The sequence below is a fragment of the Isoptericola nanjingensis genome, from assembly GCF_050311635.1.
Lineage (GTDB): Bacteria > Actinomycetota > Actinomycetes > Actinomycetales > Cellulomonadaceae > Isoptericola > Isoptericola nanjingensis.
In genome coordinates this window covers 484,900-501,393 of record NZ_JBNOZL010000003.1, presented here as the reverse complement: position 1 = coordinate 501,393, position 16,494 = coordinate 484,900, and the positions used below count along the sequence as shown (strand labels likewise).

General features: G+C 74.9%; 13 protein-coding genes. 6 read left to right on the top strand and 7 right to left on the bottom strand.

All coding sequences use genetic code 11. The annotated features are described in order from the left end of the window. Positions 1 to 73 precede the first annotated feature (73 nt). On the top strand, positions 74 to 1,468 hold the full coding sequence (locus ACQP6G_RS07865; protein ID WP_429763714.1) for a pyridoxal phosphate-dependent decarboxylase family protein: 1,395 nt from the start codon (positions 74 to 76) through the stop codon (positions 1,466 to 1,468). Between the two features lie 112 nt (positions 1,469 to 1,580). On the opposite strand, the gene ACQP6G_RS07860 is transcribed toward ACQP6G_RS07865, so the two are convergent. The 4 genes from ACQP6G_RS07860 to ACQP6G_RS07845 form a co-directional block, all read right to left on the bottom strand. After that, positions 1,581 to 3,737 (bottom strand): 3-hydroxyacyl-CoA dehydrogenase NAD-binding domain-containing protein, encoded by a 2,157-nt coding sequence (locus ACQP6G_RS07860; protein WP_429763713.1) that lies wholly within the window; start codon positions 3,735 to 3,737, stop codon positions 1,581 to 1,583. A gap of 5 nt (positions 3,738 to 3,742) precedes the next feature. Further along, entirely contained in the window at positions 3,743 to 5,002 is a 1,260-nt protein-coding gene (locus tag ACQP6G_RS07855; RefSeq protein ID WP_429763712.1) for a thiolase family protein, read from the bottom strand. Between the two features lie 204 nt (positions 5,003 to 5,206). After that, positions 5,207 to 6,436, bottom strand: coding sequence for an HRDC domain-containing protein (locus tag ACQP6G_RS07850; protein ID WP_429763711.1), 1,230 nt, complete (start codon positions 6,434 to 6,436; stop codon positions 5,207 to 5,209). Then, a complete protein-coding gene (locus tag ACQP6G_RS07845) occupies positions 6,433 to 7,092 on the bottom strand; it encodes a DUF3000 domain-containing protein (RefSeq protein ID WP_429763710.1) in 660 nt (219 codons plus the stop codon). The genes ACQP6G_RS07850 and ACQP6G_RS07845 overlap by 4 nt, the downstream gene beginning before the upstream one ends. A gap of 201 nt (positions 7,093 to 7,293) precedes the next feature. Between ACQP6G_RS07845 and gndA the strand changes: the two genes are divergently transcribed. Genes gndA through cuyB form a run of 4 tightly spaced genes read left to right on the top strand, consistent with a single transcriptional unit; the run spans position 7,294 to position 12,132 of the window. Continuing rightward, the gene (gndA, locus tag ACQP6G_RS07840; protein ID WP_429763709.1) at positions 7,294 to 8,730 is read left to right on the top strand and encodes an NADP-dependent phosphogluconate dehydrogenase; all 1,437 of its coding nucleotides are present in this window, start codon (positions 7,294 to 7,296) and stop codon (positions 8,728 to 8,730) included. Then, positions 8,727 to 10,070 (top strand): carboxylate--amine ligase, encoded by a 1,344-nt coding sequence (locus ACQP6G_RS07835; protein WP_429763708.1) that lies wholly within the window; start codon positions 8,727 to 8,729, stop codon positions 10,068 to 10,070. Before gndA ends, ACQP6G_RS07835 begins: the two co-directional genes overlap by 4 nt. Continuing rightward, positions 10,067 to 11,389: a carboxylate--amine ligase gene (locus ACQP6G_RS07830; RefSeq protein WP_429763707.1), complete on the top strand. Its 1,323-nt coding sequence runs from the start codon at positions 10,067 to 10,069 to the stop codon at positions 11,387 to 11,389. The genes ACQP6G_RS07835 and ACQP6G_RS07830 overlap by 4 nt, the downstream gene beginning before the upstream one ends. After that, the gene (gene cuyB / locus ACQP6G_RS07825; RefSeq protein ID WP_429763706.1) at positions 11,386 to 12,132 is read left to right on the top strand and encodes a cysteate racemase; all 747 of its coding nucleotides are present in this window, start codon (positions 11,386 to 11,388) and stop codon (positions 12,130 to 12,132) included. Before ACQP6G_RS07830 ends, cuyB begins: the two co-directional genes overlap by 4 nt. A gap of 84 nt (positions 12,133 to 12,216) precedes the next feature. Here the strand turns inward: cuyB and ACQP6G_RS07820 are convergent, their stop codons facing one another. Further along, on the bottom strand, positions 12,217 to 12,714 hold the full coding sequence (locus tag ACQP6G_RS07820) for a hypothetical protein (RefSeq protein ID WP_429763705.1): 498 nt from the start codon (positions 12,712 to 12,714) through the stop codon (positions 12,217 to 12,219). 99 nt (positions 12,715 to 12,813) lie between these two features. Then, on the bottom strand, positions 12,814 to 13,617 hold the full coding sequence (locus tag ACQP6G_RS07815) for a dihydrofolate reductase family protein (protein ID WP_429763704.1): 804 nt from the start codon (positions 13,615 to 13,617) through the stop codon (positions 12,814 to 12,816). Positions 13,618 to 13,655: 38 nt separating this feature from the next. Between ACQP6G_RS07815 and zapE the strand changes: the two genes are divergently transcribed. Further along, complete coding sequence (zapE, locus tag ACQP6G_RS07810) at positions 13,656 to 14,762, top strand: cell division protein ZapE (RefSeq protein ID WP_429763703.1); 1,107 nt, start codon at positions 13,656 to 13,658, stop codon at positions 14,760 to 14,762. A 102-nt stretch (positions 14,763 to 14,864) separates the two neighbouring features. Here zapE and ACQP6G_RS07805 read toward each other — a convergent pair whose 3' ends face one another. Next, positions 14,865 to 16,376 carry a hypothetical protein gene (locus ACQP6G_RS07805; RefSeq protein ID WP_429763702.1) on the bottom strand — a complete coding sequence of 504 codons (1,512 nt, stop codon included), beginning with the start codon at positions 16,374 to 16,376 and terminating at the stop codon, positions 14,865 to 14,867. Positions 16,377 to 16,494 lie beyond the last annotated feature (118 nt).

Below are 16,494 nucleotides of genomic sequence, written 5' to 3'. Positions count from 1 at the left end.
GTCGTCCCGCCCCGTGATATTCCCCTCGGTATCCTGGCGGCGGCACCGAGGCCGGTCGCGAAGGAGCACCCGGATGACGGTCAGAGGCAAGGACTTCGACGGCGCGCTCGACCGCGCCGTGCACCACGCGCGCGCCTGGCTCGACGACGTGGGGGAGCGGCCCGTCCCGCCGCGCGCCGACGCGGACGCCGTCGGGCGGACGTTGCCCGGGCCGCTGCCCGGTCAGGGGCTCGCGCCGGCGGGCGTGGTCGACGAGCTCGCCGCCCGGGTCGAGCCCGGCCTGATGGCGATCGGGTCGGGCCGGTTCTTCGGCTGGGTCATGGGCGGCACCCTGCCCGCGGCGCTGGGCGCCGACTGGCTCGTGAGCGCCTGGGACCAGAACGCGGGGATGCGGTTCTCCACGCCGGGCGTCGTCGCGGTCGAGGAGGAGGCGGGACGGTGGGTGCTCGACGCGCTCGGCCTGCCCGCGGGCTCCGACGTGGGCTTCGTGACCGGCGCGACGACGGCGAACCTCACCGGGCTGGCCGCCGCGCGCGGTGCGGTGCTCGCCCGCGCGGGGTGGGACGTCCACGAGCGGGGCCTGACGGGCGGCCCTCCGGTGCGCGTGCTGGTCGGTGCCGAGCGCCACGACTCCGTCGATCTCGCGCTGCGCTACCTCGGGCTCGGCGCCCCGACGGAGGTGGCGGCCGACGACCAGGGCCGGCTGCGCACGGACTCCCTCGCCGCCGCGCTCGCCGAGGGGGCGCCCGGGACGCCGACGATCGTGGCCCTGCAGGCCGGGAACGTGCACTCCGGGTCCTTCGACCCCTTCGCGGAGGCGATCCCGCTCGCGCACGACCACGGCGCCTGGGTGCACGTCGACGGCGCGTTCGGCCTCTGGGCGGCCGCGACACCCGGCCTCGCTCACCTCGTGCGTGGGATCGAGGGCGCGGACTCCTGGGCGACCGACGCGCACAAGACCCTGAACGTGCCCTACGACTGCGGCGTCGCCGTCGTGGCTGACCCTGCCTCCGTGCGCGCCGCGTTCGGCGTGCACACGGCGTACCTCGTGGACGCGCCCGGCCCCGGCAACCCCTACGACAAGGCGCCCGAGCTCTCGCGGCGTGCCCGCGGCGTGCCCACCTGGGCCGCGCTGCGTTCCCTCGGGCGGGAGGGGTTGGCCGGGCTCGTCGGAGGGCTGGCGGATCGCGCCCGGGCGATCGCCGAGGGCGTGGCGCGCATCGACGGCGTGCAGGTGGTCAACGACGTCGTCTACACCCAGGTGTGCCTCGCGCTGGACGACGACGCCCTGACGCGGGCGGCCGGCGTGCGGCTCCTCGCCGACGGCGAGACATGGATCTCCGGCTCCCGGTGGCGCGGCCAGGACGTCCTGCGGGTCTCGGTGAGCAACTGGTCCACGGACGAGGACGACGTCGCGAGGACGGTCGAGGCGGTCCGGCGCGCGGTCCGAGGCCCGGCCTCGTCGTAGTCCACGGCGCAGGTCTGCGGGTCGAGGCACGCTCCGGTGGCCCGGTCCCGACGAGGGACCGGGCCACCGGAGCGTCCTGAGCCGTGGGGCTCGGGTCTCCGAGGAGGGCGTGTCAGGCGACGGCCTCGGGGACGTTCGCGGCGCCGTCGGGCAGGATCCGGCGGCCCAGGACCTTCACCGAGTACCCGGCGCGGTCGAGGTACGGCGTGATGCCGCCGGTGTGGAAGCCCCACCCGGCGCCGAGGATCATGCACAGGTCGATCTGCTGCGGCCCGGCGACCACGCCCTCGTCGAGCATGTGGCCGATCTCGACCGTCAGCGCCGTGAGCACGGAGTCCAGCACGCCCGCGGCGTCGAGCACCGGGGTGCCGTGCCGGCCCTGCTCGCCTGCCGGGAGCACCTCGCCGAAGACGGCCTGGATCGCCGGGTCGACCGGCTTGGGCAGCCCGGGGGCCGGACGGTCGAGCACGACGCGCGTGCCGTCGGCGACGAGCTTCTCCAGGCCGGGGGAGGTCGGGAACCGGTCGCCCAGGTCCTCGCGCAGCGAGGTGAGCACGTGCAGGCCGACGGCCGGGCCGACGAGGTCGAAGAGCTCGAAGGTCGGCATCGGGAAGCCCAGCGGCGCCAGCGCGGTGTCGGCCACCTCGACGGACGTGCCGTTCTCGATGGCCTCGACGACCTTGCCCATGACGAGCACGAGCAGCCGGTTGACGACGAAGCCGGGCCGGTCGGCCACGAGCACCGCCGTCTTGCGCAGCTTCTTCGTGATGGCGAACGCCGTGGCCAGCGCCTCGTCGGAGGTCCGCTCGGCCTTGACGACCTCGACCAGCGGCATCTGGGCCACGGGGTTGAAGAAGTGGATGCCCACGACCCGCTCGGGGTGCTGGAGGTCGGCCGCCATCTCGGTGACCGACAGCGCGCTGGTGTTCGTCGCGAGGATCGTGTCCTCGCGGACGATGCCCTCGAGCTCGGCGAAGACCTTCTTCTTGAGGCCCATGACCTCGGTCACGGCCTCGACCACCACGTCGCAGGTGGCGAACTCGTCGATGTCGGTGGTGCCGTGCACGCTCGCGACGATGCGCGCGGCGGCCTCGGGCGCCATCCGTCCGCGGCCGACGAGCTTCTCGACCGTGGACCGGACGAAGCCGAGGCCCTTGTCGACCCGCTCCTGGTCCAGGTCGCGCATGACGACGGGCACGCCGAGGCGCTGCGCGACGAGCAGGGCGATCTGCGCGGCCATGAGGCCGGCGCCGACGATGCCGACCCGGGTGACCGGTCGGGCGAGGCTCTTGTCCGGGGCGCCGACGGGCTTCTTGCCGCCCGAGACGAGCTGGAACGCGTAGACGCTGGCGCGCATCTCGTCGGACATGATGAGGTCGGCCAGCGCCCGGTCCTCGGCCGCGAAGGCCTCCGCGCGGGTGGCCGTGCGGGCCGCCGCGAGCAGGTCCAGGGCGCGGTACGGCGCCGGGCGAGAGCCCGCGACGACGGCGTCGAGCCGCTGGCGCGTGGCCGCGACGACGGCGTCCCACACCGGCTGCGGGTCGAGCTCGCGGCGGGGAACCTCGACGTCGCCGCGCAGCACCCGCGACGCCCACAGGATCGACTGCTCGAGGAAGTCGGCAGGCTCGAGGAGCTGGTCCACCAGGCCGATCTGCGCGGCCTCGGCCGCCTTGAACGGCTTCTGCGTCGCGGGGCGCGTGAGGATGACGTCGACGGCCTTCTCGATGCCCACGAGGCGCGGCACGAGGTAGGCGCCGCCCCAGCCCGGGATGAGGCCGAGGCCGGTCTCGGGCAGACCGAGCGCGGGGGCGTCGGCCGACACCGTGCGGTAGTCGCAGTTGAGCGCGACCTCGAGGCCGCCGCCGAGCGCCAGCCCGTTGACGAACGCGAACGTGGGCACACCCATCGTGTGCAGCAGCTCGTAGGCGGCGTGGCCGGACCGGCCCAGCTCGAGCGCCTGCTCGTGCGAGGTGACGGTGGAGACCTGCAGCAGGTCGGCGCCCGCGGCGAGGAAGTACGGCTTGCCGGTGACGGCGACGGCGGCGATCTCCCCGCGGCCCGCGCGCTCCTGCAGCGCGGTCAGCGCCGCGGTGAGCTCGGCCATGCCCTCGGGGCCCAGGGTGTTGGGCTTGGTGTGGTCGAGGCCGTTGTCCAGCGTGACGAGCGCGAGGGTGCCCGCGCCGCCCGGGAGCTCGACGTCCCGGACGAGGGAGTGCGTGACGCGCTCGGCGCGGACGCCGGAGGTGTTCTCGGTCGTGTTCGAGGGCATCGTGGTCAGTTCTCCTCGTCCGTCGCGGTCGTCGCGGTGGTGTGGCCGGAGTAGTCGGCGTGGTGCGGGTTCTCCCAGATCACGGTGCCGCCCTGGCCCAGGCCCACGCACATGGTGGTGATGCCGTACCGGACCTCGGGGTGCTGCGCGAACTGGTGCGCGAGCTGCGTCATGAGGCGCACGCCCGAGCTGGCCAGCGGGTGGCCCATGGCGATGGCGCCGCCGTACGGGTTGACGCGCTCGTCGTCGTCGGCGATGCCGTAGTGGTCGAGGAAGCTCAGCACCTGCACGGCGAACGCCTCGTTGATCTCGAACAGGCCGATGTCGTCGATGGTCAGCCCGGCCTGGGCGAGCGCCCGGTCGGTGGCGGGGACCGGGCCGTAGCCCATGATCGACGGGTCGACGCCGGCGAACGCGGACGAGACCAGGCGCATCGCGACGGGCAGGCCCAGCTCGGCGGCGGTGTCGCCCGAGGCGAGCAGCGCGGCGGTGGCCCCGTCGGTCAGCGGGGACGCGTTGCCCGCGGTGACGCGGCCGCCCGGGCGGAACGGCGTCTTGAGGTTCGCGATGCCCTCGACGGTGGTGCCGGGGCGGGGGAGCTCGTCGGCGGTGGCCAGGCCCCAGCCCTGCTCGGCGGAGCGGACGGCGACCGGGACGAGCTCCGGGCCGACGTCGCCGTTGGCGAGCGCCTTGGCGTACTTGGCCTGGCTGTTGACGGCGTAGGCGTCCGCGCGCTCCTTGGTGAGGTGCGGGAACTTGTCGTGCAGGTTCTCCGCCGTGACGCCCATGTTGAGCGACTCGGGGTCCACGAGCTTCTCGGACAGGAAGCGCGGGTTCGGGTCGGCGTCGAAGCCCATCGGGTGGCGGCCCATGTGCTCCACGCCGCCCGCGATCACGACGTCGGCGCTGCCGGTCGCGATGCCGGCGGCGGTCGTCGTGACGGCCGTCATCGCGCCCGCGCACATCCGGTCGATGGCGAAGCCCGGGACGGTCTGGGGGAGGCCGGCGAGCATCCCCACGGTGCGGCCGAGGGTCAGGCCCTGGTCGCCCTGCTGGGTGGTGGCGGCGATGGCCACCTCGTCCACGCGCTCGCCCGGCAGCTCGGGGTGGCGGCGCAGCAGCTCGCGGACGGCCTTGACGACCAGGTCGTCGGCTCGGGTCTCGGCGTACAGGCCGTCGGGCCGGGCCTTGCCGAACGGCGTGCGCACGCCCTCGACGAAGACGACGTCGCGCAGCGCGCGGCGGGCCGGGTTCCGTGTGGTCATGGAAGCTCCATCCGCAGGCGGGGGGTCGGGACTTCGGCGTCCGACGAGCGACGCCGCTCTCGGGCGACGACCCGTAGGGCCGGCGCCGAGGTACACGCTACCGCGAGTACCGGGAACCAGGATAGACCACTCTGAGACCCCGTCTCACACGAGTTGTCAGGCCAGGAGTACCAATACCTGCGTGTGGTCCTGACAGGTCGGGGGTCAGGAGACGGTGGAGAAGGCGTCCTCGAGGGGGGTCGCGACCAGCTCGATCTGCCACGGCCGGGCTCCGCGGCCCCGGAGGAACTCCGCGATCTCTGCCGAGCGGGCCGGGTCCGGCGGCGTCCAGCACAGGCGGCGCAGGGCGTCCGGCTGCAGCAGGTTCTCCACGGGCACGTGCAGGTCGCCGGACATCGTGGCGAGAAGGTCGCGGGCCGTCGTGAGACGCCGGGCTGCGACGGGGTCTCGGTCGGCCCAGGTGCGCGGCTGGGGCGGCCCGTCGGTGCGCGGGCCGCGCTGGCTCGGCAGCCGGTCGTCGGGCAGGGCGAGGGCCTCGTCGATCGCGCGCTGCCAGGCGGGCGCGCGGCGGCGCGTGGCCTTCCCGGCGAACTCCGGCAGGGCGGTGAGCTGCGGCACCGTGCGCGGCAGCGCGCGGGCGGCGGCCACGATGGCGCGGTCCGGCAGCACCCGGCCGGGGGAGACGTCGCGGGCGCGCGCGCTCGCGTCGCGCGCCAGCCAGAGGCTGCGGACCACGGCCAGCTGGCGACGGTCGCGCAACGTGTGCGTGCCGGACGTGCGCCGCCACGGGTCGACGCGCGGTGCCGGCGGGGGCGCGGTGCGCTCGGCCTCGAACTCCTGGGCCGCCCACTCCGCCTTGCCGTCCGCGTCCAGCCGTTCCGCCAGGCGGTCGCGCAGGTCCACCAGCACCTCGACGTCGAGCGCGGCGTAGCGCAGCCAGTCCTCGGGCAGCGGCCGCGTGGACCAGTCGACGGCCGAGTGCTCTTTCGCCAGGCCCAGTCCGAGCAGCTCGGCGACCACGGCGGCGAGCCCCACGCGCTCCAGGCCCAGCAGCCGGGCGGCGAGCTCGGTGTCGAAGACGCGCGCCGGCCGCAGCCCGTGCTCGGCCAGGCCCGGCAGGTCCTGGGAGGCAGCGTGCAGCACCCACTCGGCGTCACCCACGGCGTCGCCGATCGCCGACAGGTCGGGCAGCGCGACCGGGTCGAGGAGCGCCGTGCCGGCGCCTTCGCGCCGCAGCTGGACCAGGTAGGTGGCCTGACCGTAGCGGTAGCCCGAGGCGCGCTCCGCGTCGGCGGCGACGGGGCCGGTGCCGGCCGCGAACCGCTCGACCACGCGGTCGAGGGCGGCCGGGGTGTCGACGACGCGCCCGACGCCGTCCGCCGGCTCGGTGAGCGGGACGACGTCGGTGGCGGTCGGGGGGACTGCTGAGCTCATGGCCCCACGGTATGCGGTCGGGACCCGGGGCGTGGGTGCCCGCGACCGCCCGAGCGTGCGGCGAGCGAGGCGACGCCGTCGGGCAGCGGGGGCAGGCCGCCGGCCGTCGCCATGAGGTCTCCCCACACGGCGAGGTGCACCCCGAGGTCGGTGTCGGTGGGCGTCCAGGACGCGCGGATCTCGAGGTCCACGGCGTCGGGCGTGGCGCCCAGCGCGCCGAAGCTCTGGGAGAGGACGCGCGTCACGGTGCCGCCGACCGCGAGGGCGTCCACGCCCGCGGCGTCGAGCGACTCCGTCACCCAGGTCCACGCGACGTCGGCCAGCAGGGGATCGGCAGCGAACTCGGGCTCGAGGGTGGCGCGCACCAGCGTGACGACCCGGAACGTGCCCTGCCAGGTCTCCTGCCCCTCAGGGTCGTGCAGGACGACCAACCGGCCCGTGGCGACCTCCTCGCCCCCGGGCTCGGCGACCTCGCCCTCGAGGGCCACCGAGAACGGGGCCACGCGCGTGGGGCCGGGGATCTCCGCCAGGTGCACCTCGCCGCGCAGCCGCCGCTCGCGCAGGGACGCCAGCGCGGCCGCGAACGGGGCGGGCACCTGCTGCCTGGGAGCCTGCTGCGGATCCCGCTTCGAGTCACCCGTGCGATCGCCGGTCACGCCAGCCACCGTACGGCGCGGTGCGGTCGGTCGGGTGAAACGACGCACCGGGGGGCCGGTCGTGTCCGGATCGTGATGGTCCGTACACCTCGGCCGCCGCGACGACTACGCTGGTCCCGGCTCCCGGGCGGGGGAGCGTGCGCCAGTCGCCGCCACCCGGCCGCCCGACCCGAACCGAGAACCGACGGAAGCAGGGAAACGATGACAGCTCGTGCCCAGATCGGCGTGACCGGCCTTGCGGTGATGGGCCGCAACCTCGCCCGCAACTTCGCGCGGCACGGCTACACGGTGGCGGTGCACAACCGGTCGTACGCCAAGACGCAGTCGCTGATCGCCGACGCCGGGCACGAGGGCGACTTCGTCCCGTCCGAGTCGATGGCCGACTTCGTCGCCTCCCTGGAGCGGCCCCGCAAGGTCGTCATCATGGTCAAGGCGGGCGCCGCGACCGACGCCGTCATCGACGAGCTCGTGCCGCTGCTGGAGGAGGGCGACATCGTCGTCGACGCCGGCAACGCGCACTTCCCCGACACCATCCGCCGCGAGAAGGACCTCAGCGCGAAGGGCCTGCACTTCGTGGGCACCGGCGTCTCCGGCGGCGAGGAGGGTGCGCTCAACGGCCCGTCGATCATGCCGGGCGGCACCCGCGAGTCGTACGCGAGCCTGGGCCCGATCCTCGAGGACATCTCGGCCAAGGTCGACGGCACGCCGTGCTGCACCTACGTCGGCCCCGACGGCGCCGGGCACTTCGTCAAGATGGTGCACAACGGCATCGAGTACGCCGACATGCAGCTCATCGCCGAGGCCTACGACCTGCTCAAGCAGGGGCTGGGCGCGTCCGCGGCCGAGATCGGGCAGATCTTCGCCGAGTGGAACACCGGCGACCTCGAGTCGTTCCTCATCGAGATCACCGCCGACGTGCTGCAGCACGTCGACGCGGCCACCGGCAGCGCGTTCGTCGACGTCGTGCTCGACCAGGCCGAGCAGAAGGGCACCGGCCGCTGGACGGTGCAGAACGGCCTCGACCTCGGCGTGCCGATCACCGGCATCGCCGAGGCGACGTTTGCCCGCGCGCTGTCCGGCTCCGTGCCGCAGCGCGAGGCCGGCCGCGCCGCGCTGCCCGCCGATGCCGGGACCTGGGAGATCGCGGACCGCGACGCCTTCATCGAGGACGTGCGCCTCGCGCTGTACGCGTCGAAGGTCGTCGCGTACAGCCAGGGCTTCGACCAGATCGCCGCCGCCTCCGCCGAGTACGGCTGGGACATCGACCGCGGTGCCATGGCCCGCATCTGGCGCGGCGGCTGCATCATCCGCGCCCGCTTCCTCAACCGCATCACCGAGGCGTACGAGCGCGACGCCGCGCTGCCGCTGCTGCTCGCGGACGAGTACTTCACGAACGCCGTGGGGAACGGCCTCGCCGCCTGGCGTCGGGTGGTGTCGCAGGCCGCCCTCAACGGCGTCCCGACCCCCGCGTTCTCCTCGTCCCTCGCCTACTACGACGGCGTGCGCGCCGAGCGGCTGCCCGCCGCGCTCATCCAGGCGCAGCGCGACTTTTTCGGCGCGCACACCTACCGCCGCACCGACCGCGAGGGCACCTTCCACACCGAGTGGTCGGCCGACCGCTCCGAGCAGGAGGCATGAGCGCACCCGTGAGCACCACCAGCACCGACGCCGGCCCCGGGTTCCAGCCCGTCATCGTCGGCTCGGACATCGGTGTGTACGCCCTCGCCCGCTCGTTCCACGAGCGCTACGGCGTGCGCACCACCGTCGTCGCCTTCGCCGAGCCGGGCCCGATCGCGCACTCGCAGATCATCGACACCGAGCTGTCCGGCACCGCGCCCGAGCAGATCGTCGCGGCGCTCCAGGACGTCGCGGGCCGGATGTCGGCCCCCGGCCGCACCCTCGTGCTCCTCACCAACATGGACTGGGTGGTGCGCGTGCTCGTGCACCACCGCACGGAGCTCGAGGCCGCCGGTTACGTCGTCCCGTTCGCGGACGCCGCGCTCATCGACCGGATCTCCGACAAGGCGGAGTTCCAGGAGGTGTGCGCGGAGCTCGGGATCCCGACGCCGGCCACGGTGATCCAGGACTTCGCCCGGGCGGCCGAGCCCGGCTGGGAGCCGCTGCCCGTCGGCTTCGACTTCCCGGTCATCGCCAAGCCCGCGAGCAGCGCCGACTACCACGACGTGCAGTTCGCCGGGAAGAAGAAGATCTACGAGATCGCGACGCCGGCCGAGCTGGACCGGCTGATGATCTCGCTGCGCGAGGCCGGCTTCCGCGGGCGCTTCCTGGTGCAGGAGAACATCCCGGGTGACGACACGCGGATGCGGTCGGTCACGGCGTACGCCGACTCGAGCGGGAGGGTCACGCTGCGCTCCTCGGCGCAGGTGCTCCTCGAGGAGCGCACGCCGGCCGCGCGGGGCAACCCGTCGGCGATGATCGTCGAGCCGATCGACGAGATCCTCGACGCCGCCCAGCGGATCCTCGAGCACACCGGCTGGCGCGGGTTCGCGAACTTCGACGTCAAGCTCGACCCGCGCGACGGCGTGTTCAAGTTCTTCGAGCAGAACCCGCGCATCGGTCGGAACAACTACTACCTCACCGCGGGCGGGCAGAACCCGACCGAGGCCCTGGTGGACGACGTCGTGCGCGGCGTGCGGCGCGAGCCGGTGACGGCGGACCGGGAGGTCCTGTACGCCGTCGTGCCGAAGCGGCTGCTGCGCTCGTACGTGCTGGACCCCGAGCTGCGCGCCCGCGTCGTGCGGCTGCAGCGTTCCGGGCGCACCGTGCACCCGCTGCGCTACAAGGCCGACGCGTCGCCGCGGCGTCGGCTGTACGTGCTCACGGCGATGCTCAACCACGTGCGCAAGTACCGGCAGTTCTACCCGGCCGACGCGCTGCGCCGGAACTACGCGGCCAACAGCGCGGCCGACAGCGCGGCCGGCACGTCGTCGACCACCGGCGCCAAGGAGGCATCGTGACGCAGACCCCGCAGCGGCGGCTGCAGCCCGTCGTCCTGGGCGGCGACATCGGCGCGTACAGCCTGGCCCGGGCGTTCCACGAGGCGTACGGCGTGCGCTCCGTGGTGGTGTCCGGCGCGTCGACGGGCCTGGTGCGGCACTCGCGCATCCTCACGCACGTGGCGGAGCCGCGGATCGACGACCCCGAGGCGATCGTGGCACGCCTGCGCCGCATCGCGGACGAGCACGCCGACGCCGACCTGGTGGTCGTGGGCTCGGCCGACTGGCTCGTGCGGATGCTCGTGCAGCACCGCGACCGCCTCGAGGACCGCTACCTGGTGCCCTACGTGGGCGAGGAGCTGCTGCTGCGGCTCACCGACAAGGAGGAGTTCGGGGCCCTGTGCGCCGAGCTCGGCCTCGCGCACCCGACGACGGTCGTGCACGACGTCGCGTCGGGCAGCGAGCCGGACACGAGCGGGCTCACGTTCCCCGTGATCGCGAAGGCGGCCAGCACCGCGGCGTACCACGACGTCGAGTTCGCGGGGAAGAAGAAGGTCTTCCTCGTGGACACCCGCGCCGAGCTGCTCGACCTGCTCGGGCGCGTGAAGGACGCCGGGTACGTCGGCTCGTTCGTGGTGCAGGACTACATCCCGGGCGACGACTCCGGCATGCGGATCCTCACCTGCTACAGCGACGCGCAGGGCAAGGTGCGGTTCTCCTCCTTCGGGCATGTCCTGCTCGAGGAGCACGCCCCCGGTGCTCTCGGCAACCCGGCCGCGATCGTCACGGGCACCCAGCCCGAGGTCGTGGAGCAGGCGCGCCGCCTGCTCGAGCACGTCGGCTGGACCGGCGTCGCGAACTTCGACCTCAAGTACGACCCGCGCGACGGCCGGTACGTGTTCTTCGAGCTCAACCCGCGCCTGGGCCGCTCGAACTACTACGTCACGTCGACGGGCGCCAACCCGGTGAAGTTCTACGTGCACGAGCACCTGCGCGGGCTCGACCCCGACCCGCGCGCCGCGCTCGGGCCCGACGTCCCGCTCTCCGGCGACGGCGAGGTCACCACGGAGCACCTGTACACGGTGCTGCCGGGCGCCCTGCTGCGGCGCTACGTCGCGGACCCCACGATCCGCTCCAGGACGCGGCGCCTGCAGCTGACGCGCCGTGCGTCCAACCCGCTCTGGTACCGCAAGGAGTGGGACCCCCGTCGGGTCGCGTACCTGCTGGTGGCGCAGCTCAACCAGTTCCGCAAGTACGCCCGGCACTACCCGGTGGCGCAGTCGCGGGCCCTCGCCTGGACCGGCCCGGCCGCACGGCAGGGCACCCGGGAGGGCGCGTGACACCGGAGGCCGGGCACGACGCCGACGGGGCGGTCGACGACCGCCCCGTCGGCGTGATCGGCGGCGTCGGCCCGTTGGCCACCGCCTACTTCCTGCAGCGGGTGGTGCAGCGCACCGACGCCGAGCGGGACCAGGACCACGTGGACCTCGTCGTGCTCAACCACGCGACCATCCCGGACCGCACGGACTTCGTGCTCGGGCGGTCGCCCGCCGACCCGGGCCCCGTGCTCGCGCGGGACGCCCGGCGCCTGCAGGACTTCGGCGTGCAGTTCCTCGTCATGCCGTGCAACACCGCGCACTACTTCACCCAGCAGGTGCTCGACGCGGTGACGGTGCCGTTCGTCTCGATCATCGACGTGACGGTCGCGGCGGCGCGCGAGCGGGTGCCCGGCCTGCGGCGCGTCGGCCTGCTGGCCACGGCGGGCACGGTCGCGTCGAAGGTGTACGACGACGCGTTCGCCGCCCACGGGATCGACGTCGTCGTCCCGGACGCGGCGGACCAGGCCGTCGTCAACGCGGTGATCTACGACCAGGTCAAGGCCGGCCGGCCGGCGGACCCCGACGCGCTGCGCGGCGTGGCGGCCCGGCTCGTGGAGCGCGGCGCGTCGGTCGTCGTGCTCGGGTGCACGGAGCTGTCCGTCGCGGCGGTCGACCACGACCTGCTCGACGAGGAGCCCTTCCTCGACTCCATGGACGAGCTGGTGCGCGCGACGATCACGGGTGCCGGGCACCGCGTGCGCTGACGCTCCGCACGCCGCACGGCACGCACGAGGGCCCCGTCCGCCGGACGGGGCCCTCGTGCGTGTCAGGGGCGGAAGGGACCGGCCTCAGTCGCCGATCTCGCTGGTCCCGGCGTACAGGTGCAGCACGGGGACCTGCAGGTGCTCGCGCGCGCGCGACGCCCAGTCGGAGCGGAACGTGTCGGCGACCACGTGCGGGTAGGTCACCACGACGACGTCCTGCACGGAGTCCGGGCCGCCCTGGGCGGCGACGGCGGCGCTCAGGGCGGGCAGCGGGTCCTCCTCGGTGACCGTGCCCTCGGCGGCTGCACCGGCGGCCCGCAGCGCCGCGAGGGACCGCTCGAGGCGCTCTGCGGCGGTCACCTTCGCCTGCTCGGGCGTGGGCTCCTTGCCCACCAGGTCCTGCCCGGCCTCGCGCAGCTCGCCCACCCACAGGTGGTCGATGATCGCGGCGACCACGTTGCGGTCGGTGTCCGAGGGGACGAGCACGCGATAGCGCTCGGCCTGCTCGTCGTGCAGGGACAGGATGTGCGCCACGTCGGCGTCGGTGAGGGCGTCCTCGGTGAGGACGACGGTCGTCGGCATGCCAGCACCGTAGCCACCCGGGGCCGCGGATGCGAGGCCAGGCGCCTGCCGGGGGCCGGGACGTGACGCGTGCCTCTCCGCCGCCGTTCCCGGGATCGCTCAGCGCAGCAGCCAGCGCGCGACGAGCGTGCCCGTGCTCGGCGCGTGCAGCAGGTGCGCAAGGCGGGCGGGCGTGGGCGGCGTCGCCGGGATCCCGGCCGGCGCAGGGGCCTCGCCGGGGGCCCCGGCGGGTGAGGCGGCGACGATGCGGGAGGGTCCCGGCCCGACGAGGCACGGGCTCGTGGTCACGCACAGCTCGTCGACCAGGTCGTCCGCGAGCAGGGCGGCCAGCAGGGTCGGCCCGCCCTCGCACAGCACGCGACGCAGCCCCCGGTCGGCGAGAGCGGCGAGGCCGGCGCGCAGGTCCACCTCGTCGGGGTCGTGCGCCGACGCCACCGTGAGCACCCGGGCGGCGGGGACCATCCGGCTCGCGGTCCGCGCGCCGGCCTCGCCGGTGAGGACCAGCGGCGGCCGGTCGCCGTCGGCGAGCTGCTGCGGCACGCGGCCGGAGCGGCTGACGAGCGCGAGCTCCAGGGGACGGTCGCCGGCGGCGCGCAGGCTCTCGGGCCGCTCGAGCGCCGTGTAGCCCTCGTGCCGGGCCGTGCCCGCCCCCACCAGCACGACGTCGGCCGCGGCGCGCAGGACGCGGAACACGCGCCAGTCGGCGTCGTCGTTGATCGAGCCGGACAGGTGGTCCGGGCCCCACGCGCCGCCGTCGACCGTGCTGACGAAGTTGGCCCGCAGCCGGGCGCCCGACCCGGTGCCCTCGTCGTACAGCGCGGCCAGCCGGGTCTCGGCGGGGTCGGCCGGGAGATGCTCGGGTGCCGGGACGAGCAGGTCGAGGGGCGTGGTGGCAGATCTCACAGCGGTCAGCGTACTGACGCGGCGTAGCCTTGACGGTCGTGACGCTCACGCAGGACGAGGACCGGGACCAGGACACGGGCGCGGACGCAGTCGCGACGCCCCCCGCCCGGGGCGGCGCGGTGCCGTCCCTGTCAGCCGTGCGCCCGACCGTCTCCCCGGGCCGGCTGCTCGCCGACCTCGTGCCTCCGCGCCACTTCGCCGAGGCGCGCTTCTCCACCTACCGGGCCGACCCCGCCCACCCGAGCCAGACGACGGTGCCCGCCCGCCTGCAGGAGGTCGCGCGCGAGATCGTGGCGCCCCGGTCCTCCGGGCTGAAGGCGCTGTTCGGCCGGCGTCGCGCGGTGCCCGCGGTCTACATGGACGGCGGCTTCGGCGTCGGCAAGACCCACCTGCTCACCTCGCTCGCGCACGAGGTCGCCGCGACCCTCGGCGAGGGGTCGGTCGCGTACGGCACGTTCGTCGAGTACACGAACCTCGTGGGCGCCCTGGGCTTCCTCCCCACGGTCGAGGCGCTCGCCACGCGCCGCCTGGTCTGCATCGACGAGTTCGAGCTGGACGACCCGGGTGACACCGTGCTGATGTCCCGGCTGCTCCGCGAGCTCGCGGACCGCGACGTCGCCCTCGCCGCGACGTCGAACACCCTGCCCGAGGCGCTGGGCGAGGGCCGCTTCGCGGCCGAGGACTTCCTGCGCGAGATCCAGGCGCTCTCCTCCCGCTTCGAGGTGCTGCGCGTCGACGGCGAGGACTACCGGCACCGCGCGGTCGTGACCGAGGCGTCCCCGCTCGCGGCCGACGTCGTCGCGCGCGCGGCGGCCGACCACCCCGGCGCGGTCCTCGACGAGTTCGACGGGCTGCTCGCCCACCTCGCGACCGTGCACCCGAGCCGCTACGGCGCCCTCCTCGACGGCGTGGAGCTCGTGGCGCTCACCGGCGTGCGCCCCGTGCAGCGGCAGGAGGTGGCCCTGCGTCTCGTGGTCCTCGTCGACCGCCTCTACGACCGCGACGTCCCCGTGCTCCTCGCCGGCGACGGCGCGCAGCACCTGTTCTCCGACGAGATGCTGCGCGGGGGCTACCGCAAGAAGTACTTCCGGGCGCTCTCGCGCCTCGGCGCCCTGGCGGAGGAGGGTCGGCGCCTGACGGCGTGACGGCCCCCTGACGACCGCTGACGACGGCGTGACGGCCCCCTGACGACCGCTGACGACGCCGGGACGGCTCGGCGACGGACCGCCCGCGGCGAGCCGTGGCCGCTACGGCTCGACCGGGCCGGCGTGCAGCACGGCCGGGGCGCGCGGCGGGATCCGCAGGACGCCGTCCGCGAGCGTCGTCCCCTCGGGGTCCCAGGCGGCCAGGACCTCCGTGCCGGCCGGCAGGGAGGAGACGTCGACGTCCGCCGGCTCCGTGCCGGTGACCAGCGCGACGGCGGTGCGCCCGCGGCGGCCGAGGAGCGTCGTCCCCTCGGTCCGCACGTCCACCGGAAGGTCTCGGTCCGCCGACGCGGCGGGGCGCAGGGACAACAGCGTCCTGGTCCAGTCGACGAGACGCCGTGCCCGCTCGTCCCTGGCGGGGACGGGGAGGTGCTCGGTGTCGAGCACCGGCGGCGTCCCGGCGAGGATCGCGAACGTCAGCAGGCACGCCCGGTCGTCGTCGGTCGAGCCCGAGGCCTCCAGGGAGGGCTCGCCCGCGTCGGGCGTCCACGGGACGGAGCGGTTCGCGGCGGGCAGCCGCGTGAGGTCGCGCACGAGCACCGCGGAGGCCCGCTGCGCGGCGCGGTGCGCCCGTCGCAGGCTGGGCGGACGCCACGGTGCCGTCGTCGGGGGGAACACCTCGTGCGCGAGCCGACGCAGGTCCTGGACGGCGTCGGCGTCGCCCGGCGCGGCGAGGATGTCGTGCACGACGGTGGTGAGCCGGTCGCTGCGCCCCGGCCCGTCGACGAGGAGGTGGAGCCGGCGGCCGAGCTGCTCGCCGAGGTGGTGCACGTCCTCGGCGAGCTCTCCGAGGAACGGCACCGCCGAGCGGTCCACGAGCGCCTCGACGTCGAGCAGCAGGCCGTCCACGTGGAAGTCGCGCAGCCAGCGCTCGGCGTCGGCCACGAGGAAGTCGCGCGGGCCGCGGCTCCCGCTGCCGTCGAGGTTGATCCGCGGGCTGTCGGAACCCGGCGGGCCCGGCCGCGCGCCGGTGCGGGGACCGATCCGCGAACCGGTGGCGTAGGGACCGAAGGCGTGCAGGCCGAGGTCGTCGGCGACGGCCCACCGGTGGGGCGCGTCCAGGACGACGGCGAGCCCGCACCGGTGCGCGCGGTCCACGAACCGGTGGAGCGCGCGGGGGCCGCCGAGCGGCTCGTGCACGGCGAACAGGCGCACGCCGGCGGCCGGGCCGCGGTCGGGGTCGTGCGCGGCGACGGGGGAGAGCTCGACGCCCAGGACACCGGTCGCCGCGACGTCCTCCAGGAGGTCGGCGGCCGCGTCGAGGGTGCCGGCGGCGGTGAACGTGGGCAGGTCGACGCGCAGCAGCGCGCCGGTGTCGAGGTCCACGCCCCGCCAGGCGCCGTCGGTCCAGCAGAACTCCTGGTCCAGCACCCGCGAGGGGCCGTGCAGGCCGCGCGGCAGCCAGGCGCTGCAAGGATCCGGGACCGGCGGTCCCCCGTCGACGGAGAAGAGGTAGTCGGTGCCGGGCGTGAGCTCGGCGTCCGCGCGCCAGTACCCGGGCTCGTGGGCGCCGACGAGGCGCAGGGGGAGCCGGGAGCCGGACGCCGGAAGCACGACCTCGACCGTGTGGGCCCGCGGCGCCCACACCAGCGGCCGGGGCCCCGGCCAGCGCTCCCGCGTCCCGGGGAGCGGGGGAGGGGTTCCGGGTGCCGCCCTGTCGGCAAGGCCTGCA